This is a genomic window from Pseudomonas sp. 8_5_2 (assembly GCF_059295255.1).
The window spans coordinates 4,050,672-4,063,188 of the sequence record NZ_CM181238.1; the positions used below are offsets into that span (position 1 = coordinate 4,050,672).

General features: G+C 62.1%; 11 protein-coding genes and 1 pseudogene. 1 reads left to right on the forward strand and 11 read right to left on the reverse strand.

Annotation, left to right across the window (positions count from 1 at the left end):
* Positions 1-3: 3 nt before the first annotated feature.
* From AC5O5R_RS18645 to AC5O5R_RS18690, 10 genes are all read right to left on the reverse strand, one after another.
* Positions 4-213 (reverse strand): hypothetical protein, encoded by a 210-nt coding sequence (locus tag AC5O5R_RS18645; protein WP_172229033.1) that lies wholly within the window; start codon positions 211-213, stop codon positions 4-6.
* Entirely contained in the window at positions 210-680 is a 471-nt protein-coding gene (locus tag AC5O5R_RS18650; RefSeq protein ID WP_172229035.1) for a hypothetical protein, read from the reverse strand. The genes AC5O5R_RS18645 and AC5O5R_RS18650 overlap by 4 nt, the downstream gene beginning before the upstream one ends.
* 408 nt (positions 681-1,088) lie before the next feature.
* Positions 1,089-1,283 carry a hypothetical protein gene (locus tag AC5O5R_RS18655; protein WP_172229037.1) on the reverse strand — a complete coding sequence of 65 codons (195 nt, stop codon included), beginning with the start codon at positions 1,281-1,283 and terminating at the stop codon, positions 1,089-1,091.
* Between the two features lie 178 nt (positions 1,284-1,461).
* Positions 1,462-1,866: a TraR/DksA family transcriptional regulator gene (locus AC5O5R_RS18660; protein ID WP_172229039.1), complete on the reverse strand. Its 405-nt coding sequence runs from the start codon at positions 1,864-1,866 to the stop codon at positions 1,462-1,464.
* Between the two features lie 513 nt (positions 1,867-2,379).
* Entirely contained in the window at positions 2,380-3,153 is a 774-nt protein-coding gene (locus tag AC5O5R_RS18665) for an enoyl-CoA hydratase (RefSeq protein ID WP_172229041.1), read from the reverse strand.
* Positions 3,154-3,166: 13 nt separating this feature from the next.
* On the reverse strand, positions 3,167-4,294 hold the full coding sequence (locus AC5O5R_RS18670; protein WP_172229043.1) for an acyl-CoA dehydrogenase: 1,128 nt from the start codon (positions 4,292-4,294) through the stop codon (positions 3,167-3,169).
* A gap of 8 nt (positions 4,295-4,302) precedes the next feature.
* Entirely contained in the window at positions 4,303-5,496 is a 1,194-nt protein-coding gene (locus tag AC5O5R_RS18675; RefSeq protein ID WP_172229045.1) for an acetyl-CoA C-acyltransferase, read from the reverse strand.
* An 11-nt stretch (positions 5,497-5,507) separates the two neighbouring features.
* Positions 5,508-6,275, reverse strand: coding sequence for a 3-hydroxyacyl-CoA dehydrogenase (locus tag AC5O5R_RS18680; protein WP_172229047.1), 768 nt, complete (start codon positions 6,273-6,275; stop codon positions 5,508-5,510).
* 13 nt (positions 6,276-6,288) lie between these two features.
* Positions 6,289-7,935, reverse strand: a complete 1,647-nt coding sequence (locus AC5O5R_RS18685) for an acyl-CoA synthetase (protein ID WP_172229049.1) — start codon at positions 7,933-7,935, stop codon at positions 6,289-6,291.
* A gap of 115 nt (positions 7,936-8,050) precedes the next feature.
* The gene (locus tag AC5O5R_RS18690; protein ID WP_494515473.1) at positions 8,051-11,470 is read right to left on the reverse strand and encodes an NEL-type E3 ubiquitin ligase domain-containing protein; all 3,420 of its coding nucleotides are present in this window, start codon (positions 11,468-11,470) and stop codon (positions 8,051-8,053) included.
* Between the two features lie 6 nt (positions 11,471-11,476).
* Here AC5O5R_RS18690 and AC5O5R_RS18695 point away from each other — a divergent pair, with 6 nt between their 5' ends.
* On the forward strand, positions 11,477-11,599 hold the full coding sequence (locus tag AC5O5R_RS18695; RefSeq protein WP_494515484.1) for a hypothetical protein: 123 nt from the start codon (positions 11,477-11,479) through the stop codon (positions 11,597-11,599).
* Positions 11,600-11,629: 30 nt separating this feature from the next.
* On the opposite strand, the pseudogene AC5O5R_RS18700 reads toward AC5O5R_RS18695, so the two are convergent.
* Positions 11,630-12,478: pseudogene (locus AC5O5R_RS18700) on the reverse strand (dermonecrotic toxin domain-containing protein); the annotation flags it as partial.
* Positions 12,479-12,517 lie beyond the last annotated feature (39 nt).

Here is a 12,517-nt window from a genome sequence, read left to right on the forward strand (position 1 = left end):
GGCTCACCCCTGGCTGAGGCGCTGTAGCTCCCGCCGGACCATGGCGACATAAGCTGGCGGGCCGAGCCGGTACAATTCACCGGCCACCCAACTCAACCAGGCGCCTTGCAACTGCTCGCGCCTGGCCAGCAAACGCGCAGCCTCAGCCATTGCACCAGCCTGGTGCTGCTGATGAAACTCGGCCCGAGATGGCGCCCGGTCAGCGTGGGTCATTCGCTGGCCTTGAAGGTGGTCAGTTCGCCCTTGCGCCATTTCGCAACCTTGCCGGTCACTGCCTTGAGCAACTTGCCCAGGCCTTCCTGCACCTGCTGCTGCGCGGCGAACACCAGCATTACCCCGTGGCCTTCACGGAACACGATGCCGTCCCCTTCGGGCACCGAGACGAAGGCGTAATCGCCCACGCCATAAACATTCAGTTTGATTTCGCGAAAACGCATTTCCAGCTTGCCGCCTTCGCGGCTGGGCAATACGGCGGCGCGGAAGTGGTCGCCGACCTTCAGTTCCAGGCGCTGCTTGTCGTCGACCACCAATGCACTTTCGGTGTCGATTTCAGCCATGTACAAGCCTTCGGGGCTTTGTTCGGTGACATAGATAAAGCGGCCCTGAAACAGTTGGGCCAATTTACCGCGCAAGTCGCCCAAGGCGAACAACGCATGGGTATCAAGAGTGCTGACTGCCAATGAAGTAATCCTCAACCGGTTACAACCCGCCCTCAACTCTGTTCGGTGAGGCACGGCCATTTCTTGTCGATAGGCGAAAAGAGTAATAAAGCGATATGCGAAATGTCTGTGCTCGCTGGCGATGCAGCGCGCAGGAATCTTTACTCTGGCTTGCCAGATCTGGCCTCAAGACAGGCTTTCGGCATATTCCCGATGCGGGAAGCGTAATGCCTGATAGCAAACCGGCCAGCAAAAAGGCGGCAGATTATGCCGGAGCTCGCACGAGAACGGGCTCTGTAATCCATCAACACATTACTGGGAGAAGAATATGCACGAAAACACTGAAATCCGTCGAGAGGCAAAGCATATTTCTTACACTGTAGCGGCCACTGCAACACGCTGCATCATCACCTGCAAGCCCTGAGACGGTCAGGCGGCCAGGCCCTTCTTCAGCTGTTGCTGCCAGGCAGCCTGGCACTCCAGCGCCTCTGCACGCGTGGCGAAGGCGGTACCACGGCGCTCGCCATTGACCAGCACCACCCAGCAAACACGCTTGCCCAGTGCCTGCAGGATGCCCGGCACACCCGAACCAATCATCACCGCGACATCGACTCGGCTATTCATCATTCCCTCCGGAATTAATTAGCACCCTAACGATAGCGCCATGATACGCGTGGTTGCGTAGAGAAAACAGCAGATCCCGGTACAGCAGTATTACGCCCGCAGCAACAAAACCGACCGCCCGCAACCAACAGCAAAAGCCCCAGGGATTGCTCCGAGGGGCTTGGCACCGCGCGCGGGGTTACACCTGGCGCTGGTGGCGGTCGAGCTGCTCGTGGCGCTCTTGGGCTTCGATGCAGTACTTGGTGGTCGGGCTGATCAGCAAGCGCTTCAGGCCGATAGGCTCACCACTGTCATCGCACCAGCCAAAGCTCTCGTCAGAGATGCGGTCCAGGGCCATCTCCAACTGTGGCAGCAGGCGCTGGTCGCGGTCGATGGCATTTACCAGCCAGCTCCGCTCTTCCTCGACCGAAGCCACGTCGGCCGGGTCCGACGGGGTGTCCAGGCCCTCGATGGTGGTACGGCTGAGCTCGATGCGTTCATGGGTGTCGACTTTCATCGCCTGCAGCAAGCCAGTGAAGAAGGCCAGCTGTTCAGCGTTCATGTAGTCATCGGCCGACATGGCCAGCAACTGTTCCTTGGTCATCGATTTCTCTATGAAAAAATGTGCATTTAGGCGATTCAGGTGCCGCCGAGGCCGGAGCATCGGCAGCGGAATTTTTCAAGCGCCAATCGGCACTCTTTTACAGGGGGCGGCAGTCTAAGGCGCCACGTCGCCATGAGCAACAGCAATCACGGGCTAATTTGCCGGAAACGGCCAGGATTCCGACAAGGCGGTAACAAAGTAATGCCGGGGTTCCCCGCAGGCGGACTTGATGGTGTACCTACCACTTACCAGGCGCTACGTGACGCAATGCCGCTCATGCAGGCCCTCGCCGAGCATGGGGAAAGGTACCTGCCCGCTATTGAAAGGCTCGATACGCTTGAAGGCAGCAGCATAAACTTCAAGGCGAAGAGGGCGAGATGCTGTATCCGGCGGCGATGACTCGGCAATCGGTACACACAGGGCGTGGAACAAGACCTGAGCGCACTGCCTGACTACGCGCCCCGACTGCCCGTGCAAGGTGAATGGGCGCTGCCTTTGCAGCGCCCTCGCTGTTCAGCGGTCCTTGAACTGCGCCTCACGTTTGGCAACAAACGCAGCCATGCCCTCCTTCTGATCGTGCGTGGCAAACGCTGCATGGAACACGCGACGCTCAAAACGCACACCCTCGCTGAGGGACACCTCAAAGGCACGGTTGACGCTTTCTTTGACCATCATGCTGACCGGGATCGACTTGCTGGCGATGGTCGCCGCGACTTTCAGCGCCTCTTCAACCAGTTCGGCCTGCGGCACGATGCGCGCCACCAGGCCAGCACGCTCGGCTTCCTCGGCACCCATCAAGCGGCCGGTCAGGCAGAGTTCCATCGCCTTGGCCTTGCCCACTGCGCGGGTCAGGCGCTGGGTGCCGCCCATGCCAGGCAATACACCCAGGTTGATTTCCGGTTGGCCGAACTTGGCATTGTCGCCGGCCAGGATGAAGTCACACATCATAGCCAGCTCACAGCCGCCGCCCAAAGCGAAGCCCGCGACTGCAGCAATGATCGGCTTGCGGCGATTGGCCACCCGGTCGGCGTCGCTGAACAGGTCGTCGACGTAGATCTGCGGGTACTGCAGGTCGGCCATTTCCTTGATATCGGCGCCAGCGGCAAACGCCTTGGCAGAACCGGTCAGCACCACGCAGCCGATGTTCGGATCACGCTCAAGCTGGTCCAGGGCCTGGTTGATCTCGCCAACGATCTGCGCGTTCAACGCGTTCAGGGCCTGGGGGCGGTTCAAGGTGATCAGGCCGACCTTGCCGTGGATGTCCAACAGGATGGTTTCGAATGCCATGCAGTCTGCTCCTTCAAAGATTGCGCGCAATAACCATGCGCTGAATGTCGCTGGTGCCTTCGTATATTTGGCAAACCCGGACGTCGCGGTAGATCCGCTCCAGCGGGAAGTCGCTCAGATAGCCATAACCGCCGAGGGTCTGCAAGGCATCCGAACAGACCTTTTCGGCCATTTCCGAGGCAAACAGCTTGGCCATCGACGCTTCCACCAGCGCCGGCCGCCCGGCATCGCGCAGCGCGGCGGCGTGCAACACCATCTGCCGGGCCACGGCAATTTTCGTCGCCATGTCGGCCAGGCGGAAGGCCACTGCCTGGTGCTCGATCAAGGTCTTGCCAAAGCTCTGCCGCTCGTTGGCATAGTCACGGGCCACCTCGAACGCCGCACGGGCCATGCCCACCGCCTGCGAAGCGATACCGATCCGCCCGCCTTCGAGGTTGGCCAGGGCGATCTTGTAGCCTTCGCCTTCGCCGCCCAGGCGGTTGGCGACCGGGACGCGCACGTTATCGAAGACGATCTGGCAGGTGTCGGAGGCGTGTTGGCCAAGCTTGTCTTCGACACGTGCCACTTGATAGCCCGGCGAATCCGTCGGCACGATAAAGGCACTGATGCCGCGCTTGCCAGCATCGGGGTCGGTCACGGCGAACACGATCACCACCCCGGCGTTCTGCCCCGAAGTAATGAATTGCTTGCTGCCGTTGAGCACATAGTGGTCGCCATCCAGGCGCGCGCGGGCCTTCAGGCTGCTGGCATCGGAGCCGGCCTGCGGTTCGGTCAGGGCGAAGGCGCCGAGCATGGCGCCGCTGGCCAGCGGCGTGAGAAACCGCTCTTTCTGCTGCTCGGTGCCGAACCGCAGGATGGGCACGCAGCCCACCGAGTTGTGCACGCTCATGATGGTCGAGCAGGCGCCGTCACCGGCGGCGATTTCTTCCAGGGCCATGGCGTAGGCCACATACCCGGTGTCGCTACCGCCCCACTGCTCCGGCACCAGCATGCCGAACAGCCCCAACTCGGCCATCTCGGCGATGGCCTCCTTGGGGAAGCGGTGCTCCTTGTCCCACTGTTCAGCAAAGGGTTTGAGACGCTCCTGGGCAAAGCCGCGTACCGCATCGGCGATCTGTTGTTGCTCGTCAGTTACCAGCATGGTTCACCTCAGTACAGGCATTCGACAGCCATGGCCGTGGCCTCGCCACCGCCGATGCAGATGGCCGCCACGCCACGGCGCAGGTTGTTCTGGCGCAGGGCCGAGAGCAGGGTCACCAGGATGCGCGCACCCGAGGCACCAATCGGGTGGCCCAGCGCACAGGCACCGCCATGGATATTGACCTTGTCGTGCGGCAGGTCGAGGTGCTTCATGGCCGCCAGGGTGACAACGGCGAAGGCCTCGTTGATCTCGAACAGGTCGACCTCGGCGAGGTTCCAGCCGGTGCGTTTCAACAGCTTGTCGATGGCACCGATCGGTGCGGTCGGGAACAGCGCCGGGGTGTCGGCGAAGGCCGCGTGGCCGTGGATCACCGCCAGCGGCTTGAGGCCGCGCTTGTCGGCTTCAGAGCGGCGCATCAGCACCAGCGCCGCGGCACCGTCGGAAATCGAGCTGGAGTTGGCGGCCGTCACAGTGCCGCCTTCACGGAAGGCCGGTTTAAGCTGCAGGATTTTGTCCAGGCGTGCCTTTGGCGGTTGCTCGTCATCCTTGATGGTGCGTTTCTCTTTGCCTTCAGTAACCTCAACCGGCACGATCTCGGCGGCAAAACGGCCGCTGCTGATGGCCTGCTGGGCGCGGGTCAGCGAGGTAATCGCGAACTGGTCCTGGGCTTCGCGGCTGAAGGCGTCGGCCTGTGCGCAGTCCTCGGCAAAAGTGCCCATCAGGCGGCCTTTGTCATAGGCGTCTTCCAGGCCGTCCATGAACATGTGGTCGATGATTTTGCCGTGGCCCATGCGGTAGCCGCCACGGGCCTTGTCCAGCAGGTAGGGGGCGTTGGTCATGCTCTCCATACCGCCAGCCACCACCACGTCGGCCGTGCCGGCCAGCAGCAGGTCATGGGCCATGATCGCGGCCTGCATGCCCGAGCCACACATCTTGTTCAGGGTGGTGCAGGTGGTGTGCTTGTCCAGCCCGGCGCCCAGCGCGGCCTGGCGCGCCGGGGCCTGGCCCTGGCCGGCAGGGAGTACGCAGCCGAACAGCACCTGTTCGACGCTGGCGGCATCGATGCCGGCGCGTTCCACGGCGCCACGAATGGCCGCGCTGCCCAGCTGTGGTGCAGTCAGGCTCTTGAGGTCGCCCTGCAGGCCGCCCATGGGCGTGCGCACGGCGCTGACGATGACGACCGGGTCGTTGGCGAGGGTCATGAGGGTTCTCCTTACTTGGCAGCCATGCGCAGCGCACCGTCGAGGCGGATCACCTCACCGTTGAGCATGCTGTTCTCGATGATATGACGGGCGAGTGCGGCGTATTCCTGCGGGCGACCCAGGCGCGGCGGGAACGGCACCCCGGCGGCCAGCGAAGCGCGCACTTCATCGCTCATGCCGGCCATCATCGGGGTTTCGAAGATGCCCGGGGCGATAGTCATCACACGGATGCCAAAACGCGCCAGCTCACGCGCGGCCGGCAAGGTCAGGCTGGCGATGGCGCCCTTGGAGGCTGCGTAGGCGGCCTGGCCGATCTGGCCATCATAGGCAGCGATGGACGCGGTGTTGATGATCACGCCACGTTCCCCGCCCTCCTCGGGCTGCCCTTCGGCCATGGCCGAAGCGGCCAGGCGCAGCAGGTTGAAGCTGCCGATCAGGTTGACGTTGATGACCTTGGAAAAGCTGGCCAGGCCATGCGGCCCTTGCTTGCCCAACACCTTCTCGGCACCGACGATGCCGGCGCAGTTGACCAGCCCGTGAATGCTGCCAAAGGCGTTCACGGTCGCATCCACCGCCGCCTGGGCAGCCTGCTCGTCACTGATGTCGGCCACCGCGAAGCGGGCGTTGTCACCCAGCTCGCGAGCCTTGGCCTCGACGGCCTGGGCATTGAGGTCGACCAGCATGACCTTGGCGCCAGCTTCGACCAGCATCTGCGCGGTGGCAGCACCCAGCCCGGATGCAGCGCCGCTGACGATGAAATGCTTGTTAGCTATTTGCATGATCGGTTTCCTTTCAGGCGCTGGCAGGGGTGGCCTGCTGCGCTTGTTGTTTGGCGACTTCCTGATTGCGCAGGATGAAGCGTTGCAGCTTGCCGCTCGGGGTCTTGGGCAGCTCGCTGACGAATTCGATTTCTCTGGGGTAGGCGTGGGCGTACAAACGCTGGCGCACGTGCTGACGCAGGGTTTCTTCCAGCTCGGCGCTGCCTGCAAACCCGCTGGCCAGCACCACGAAGGCCTTGATCAGCTCGGTGCGGTCCGGGTCTGGCTTGCCGATCACCGCTGCTTCGACTACCGCCGGGTGCTCGATCAGCGCGCTCTCCACATCGAACGGGCCAACCCGGTAGCCCGAGGTGGTGATCACATCGTCGCTGCGCCCGACGAAGCTGATGCTGCCGTCGTGGTTAAGCTCGACGGTGTCACCGCTGAGGTAGTACTTGCCGACGAAGGCCTTGGTCGACAAACCGTGGTAGCCGCCGAACCAGCACAACGGCGACTGCTCGCGGTCAACGGCGAGAATGCCCGGCTGGCCGGCAGGCAGTTCTCTGCCCTGCTCGTCCAGCACGACGATGCGGTGGCCGGGAATGGCAAAGCCGGCAGAGCCCAGATGCACCGGGTGCTGCAAACCATGGTGGTTGCACAGCACCATGCCCAGTTCGGTCTGGCCATAGTGATCATGAATGGTCACACCCAGCTCATCGGCGAACCAGCGGATCACTTCCGGGTTGAGCGGCTCGCCCGCACTGCTGACCACCCGCAGGCGGCCCTTGACCGGCGCGGCAAAGTCTTTGCCGGCCGCGATCAGCAGGCGATACGCGGTGGGCGAGCCGGCCAGGTTGGTGATGCCAAGCTTGTCGATTACCCGGGCGCAGCTTTCGACGCTGAACGGGCCATCGTAGAAGGTGGTGGCGTGGCCCAGCGACAGCGGGCCGGTAACGGCATAGTAAAGGCCATAGGCCCAACCCGGGTCGGCCAGGTTCCAGTAGTTGTCTTCAGGCCGCAGATCGATGGCGTCACGCATGTAGCCCTGGAAGGCGACAATAGCGCGCAACGGTACTTCAAGCGGCTTGGCCGGGCCGGTGGTGCCGGAAGTGAACATCAGCAGGAACGGGTCGTTGCCCGAACGCATGACAGGCTCGCATTCGTCCGAGGCGCTGCGCAGGCACTGCTCGAAATCCAGCTCGCCGCTGCGCGCCTTGACCGTGATAACAGTCGGGCAGGCATGCACGTCGTCCAGTTTGCTGCGGTTATTGCTGTCGGTGACGACCACCCGGGCGTGCGACTGCTCCAGTCGGTGTTCGATGGCCTTGGGCCCGAACGCCGTGAACAGGGGCTGGTACACCGCCCCGAGGCGCCATGTGGCGAGGATGGTGACAAGCAGCTCGGGCGTACGCGGCATCAACCCGGCGACACGCTCGCCGGGGCCCACGCCCTGCGCCTTGAGCACATTGGCAAAGCGGGCCGCTTCGACCTTGAGTTGATCGAAGCTGTAACAGGCACTGTTGCCGTCCCGGTCTTCATATACCAGCGCCGGCTTGCCCCCACCGGCATGGCGGTCACAGCATTCGACACAGGCATTGAGGGCATCTAGGTGATCATGCAGCGCCGCATTGGCGGCCTGGGCATGATCGAACGCTCGAGCGGCCTCGGCGTAATCGCGCATCGTCGGACTCCTGGTTTCTTGTTTTTGGAGTGGTCCGACGATGTTCGCGCCGCACGGGCATTGCGGCAATGGCCAAAATTGTCAAACTGGATGACTGGTTTGGCCGCTGCCCTCCTCAGCCCAGGGCACGGTCCATGCTTATCAGGTAATTTCGGGTCAATTGACGTTGCAAGGCTACCCGGTCAACCTGCAATTGCACATCCAGTACACGTACCTCGTCCAGGTATTGCGCTTCGCTCAGTTCAGCTCGCCGGCCTGACAGCACCGAACGCTGCTCGGCTGCGAGCTGATCCAGATTGTTGAAGGGTTGGGCAAAATTATGTTCAAGAAAGCGCTGCCAGAATGCGCGCCTGCACAGGCTTGCTGTCAGCGGGTCAAGCTGTTCAGCCTGGCGCACAAAGTCCTCAGCCAACTGCAGCCGTAGTCCCGTCAGCGGTATCACGTTGGGATCGGGCGGCAGCCGGGCGGGCTGGAAAGGCAACTTGAGCCTGGCTCGCAAGCGCGTCCTGTAACGCAAGCCAAGTGACGCCAATACCTGAGGCTCGACCGTTTCAGCAAGCCTTAGCCGCTCCTCGCTCACGTATGTACTCAGACTATCGAGGCGTTGCAGGGCGCGGCCCAACGCCAGTAGCCCTGGGCCTTTGTGTAGCCGTAAATCGGCCACCGCATCGTGTTGCGCTTGAAGCTGCAGCGTGTTGCTGTACATGTCCAGCACGCCGGGCTTATCCAGGCCCGCAGATTCGGCAGCTCTTTGTACCTTTGCGGCAAACTCCGGGTCGCTGTCCATGGTTGCCATGAACTTCCAGGTCATGGAGACCAACTGGGATTTCGGCCAACTGAAATCGGACAGCTCCTGCAAGAGATCCAGCATATCGAAAAACCGAGCATTTTCTGTATCAGCGTTCAAGCGATCCCACAGCCTCCCACGCTCAGGGCTCGCGGAGTCGCTGTCTACCCACCAGCCTCGGCCAACCTCGGCGTGAGGTTCCTCCAGTAACGTGTCCAGTGCATTGAGCTTGCCGAAGTCTGTCATTGTCAGGCGATTGCCACTGACCAGGAGGTTCTTGCGGAACTCCAGTGGCATCGCAAGTATGTTTGTGGGGACACCTTGCAGAAAATTGTCCCGCAGGTCTGCCTTTTCCAGAAAACCGCACAGTTCCAGACCTTTGGGCCACTCGCTGAGGCCGCAGCGGCGCAGGTTCAGCTCCACCAGTTGGGGCAGCAGATGGAAGCGCATCCCATACGCGCCGAGTGGGCTGTTGTGGCTCAGGTCCAGATGGCTGAGCCGGGGCAGCCCGTTCAAGGCGTCCAGGCTTTGGGCGTCCAGTCGAATCTGGTTATGCCCCAGACGCAGCCGGCGCAGATTGGTCAGGTAACTCAGTTCACGAGGGCAACGCAGCAACTGGTTGTCGCTAAGGTCCAACTCCTGAAGATAGGTGAAAGACTGCAAGAAGCCGTTTGCAATTTCACGCAACGTGGCGCCTTTCAACACCAGCGCGGTTACATGGTAGAACTCGATGTGCCCAGGTAGCTCGGGGAGTGTGCCGGCTGACAGGTCACTCAAATGCAACCGCAGCCCCGGGTGTTGGCCGCTGGAACCGACCGAGAGCTGATCACCCGAGCCTTGCCAGGCACGCAGCAACCTTTCCCCGATCAAGCGCCGCCTGCGCGACTGGTCGCTCAGGTCAGCCGACACCCAGCGGTCTATTGACCGGGTCAACTGCGTCAGGTCGTCTTCCAGCGCCATGAGTACCTCGGCAACCGGAATCTGTTGCAACAGCCATCGGTCCACCTGCTGTTCTATCGACCCGGCAAGGCCAGGGAAAAACCTGATCAAGCCGGCCCGCAGCTGCTCCCTGGGTGTCACGGGTAGCGCAGGGCGGTCGCTGAGCGGATAACCGACTCGGCCATCCGGTAGCCGTTGCCCTGGGTTGAACCAGCGGTCTTGTGCTGCCCAGCCCAGCAGCCGCGCGATTTCTTCGTGGGTGCCCAGGCGGGCCACAAGCTTCTCGCGCAGCTGCTGCGCCGTGGCGCCAGTGGTCAAGCCCACTTCGGGCAGCATGTCGCGCGAATCGAGTGCCGCCAGCACTGCGTCAAAAATATCCGGCGAAGCCGGAGGGTTGGTTGCAAGTGCCCTGCCTTGCCCGTCATACAGGTTGAAGACCCCTCGCTGTCGCACCAGCACTCGAAGGTCGGCAACTTGCCCGGCAGCCCCGATGGTTTTCAACGTTGCAGCGTCCGCCACACTTTTCTTCAGCGACAAGCTAAACGAATCGGTACTTTCGCCATCGAGCAGGGCTAGAACCAGCATTCCCGTTTCGTCGCAATACGCACTGGGCACATAAATACCGGTCAGCGCCTTGCTCACCTTGGCTACCGTCCGCAGAGACCTGGCTTTTTCCGCCAAGGCCAGCGGCAGCTGGCCGCTGTCCAGGAACTGCTGGCGTGCCTGGTTGCTGGCGACCTCGGCCAGATCACAGGCATAGGGTTCAGGAAGCCCCAGCGCCATCAGCGGTTTTAGCAACGGTTGCGTGGAAACAGGCTGGCGAGTCAGATGGCTGAACATGGAGTCACTCAGTTGCCGCCTGCTGGCAAGCACGTTGGTGCGCCCGTGTCCCACCCCTGGCTGGTTTTCACACCATTGAAACAGCTCCAGATCCTCGTCCGAGGCAATGTCCAGCGCCAGGCGACTGAAGAAACTGTCGATCCGTGCATTGGCATCAAAGGCCTTCAGGGCTTCGCGCAAACTGGTCGGCGCCCGCCTGTTTTCCATAAGCAGGCCGCGCAGTTCGTCCTGATCGATGCCCGCCATGCGCATGATCCGCTGCGCGTCTGCGTTATCGACAGGCGGGTTGTGTGGCCATAGGGTCTCGAGCATCTTCGCGCTGTCGTCCCACTGTTGTGGTGCTTCGAGCATCAAGCGCCAGCAGCGTTCGCCATTGTGCAGCACAATCGGCCCATAGGCGTCCGCCCTTCCTGGGTGAAGAAGGCGCCAAGGGCCTTCAGGGTCGGGACGATGAACTTCGTAGAAGCACCCACCCGCCTTGATCCAGCGGTGCTCGCCATCCCCGTAGGTGCCATCCTCGCGCAAAGCCATCTTGTCAGGCGTACAGATATAGGGCTCCAGGTCGCTTGACCACAGACGCCCGGCGCCATTGGCGAGCCGCACCGGCTCCAGCGCAGCGACGAATGCGCTGCGTGCCAAGGCGACGCCAGCCACTGTCAAAGCAGTGCTCGCGAGGGTCTCGGCCACCCCAAGCATGTGCTCCAGCGCCTCATGTTGATGCCCTCTGGACCAGTCCACCGCGCCCTCGAAAACCTCGCCCAGGGTCTGGGCCACCAGTTGCCCGAGCAGCAGCCCGCCGACCAGCGGAATGAACAAACCCGCAAAGTTGAGTACCTCGAGCCCTGCACGCTGCCAGGCTTCATGTCGCTCACGCACTGCGGCGCTGTCTGCATCGGCAGTAGTGACCAGCAGCAGCTTGCCGTTCTCCTTCAGGCGCTCTATCTGCTGCACGGCCAGCGCCTCGAACACATCATCGTGCTGCACCCTGCCTTCCAGGGCCAGGTCGGTTTGCTCATCCGCGAGGCGCGCCTTCAACGTGCCCATGAACGCCGCTCGCTGCTCCAGGCCAATCAGTTGGGCAAATGCCTGGCGGTATGACGCATGACTCAATTGGGTTGCCAGGGTGTGGTTGATGGCGGTATGGGAATCGAAGTAGCGCAAGACTTGTACGGGGTCACTGGGAAGGTAAAGTACCCCCCCTTTGGCAGTGCCCTGGTCGTCACGCAGTTGTACCCATATGCCATCGGCAACCTCGCAACCCAGCGCTTCGAACAGCCCGGGGTAAGCTGCCAACTGCGCGGTTTGTGGTTCTGAAGGTTTGTCTACCAGGGCATGCAGGGCATCCTTGACCGGCTCGGTGATTTCGCCTTTGAGCACTGCAACGTCTGCAGCCAATCGCAGGCCGGTACGTTTGTCATCACGCAGCAGGCGCTGAGCCTTTGTATCGAACAGCGTTGCCAGTTCATCCTGATAGCGTTGCCCCGCATCCAGCGTACGGCATGCCACGACCAGTTTTTCGCTCGCCCCCGAAAGGACCTGTTCCTGCCCAGGTGCAACCAACCCCGTTCCCAGATAGAAACGCGAACCCTCAGCAAAGTTGCGCATCAGGCGCAACACCCCGTTCTCGCGTTTCTGTCCATACCTTGGGAGCGGCAGCACGCCCCCCGGGAAGGCGGGGAAACGAGGATAGACCTGTAGCCACTCCAGCTGCGAGAGCGACGTGCCTTCAGGCAACGTTTCACTCAACAAACTGGCAAACTGCTGCTCGGCATACTGCATGGGCGACTGCAGCTTCAAGGTGATACCGCGTAACCGCGCCTGGCTTGCATGATGCGCGTTGAGGCTATCGCGGAGTACGCGTATCTGGCTTTGGGTGGCTTGCTTGAGCCAGGTCGGCAGCCTGCTGCCGATGAATTCATCGTGCAGGCCGTCAAGGGGAACATTTACAGACCGTGAAGGGCGACGATCGTACGTCATGGCAATTCCTGAAAAGGCGGTCGGGAGCTGCTCATGGTC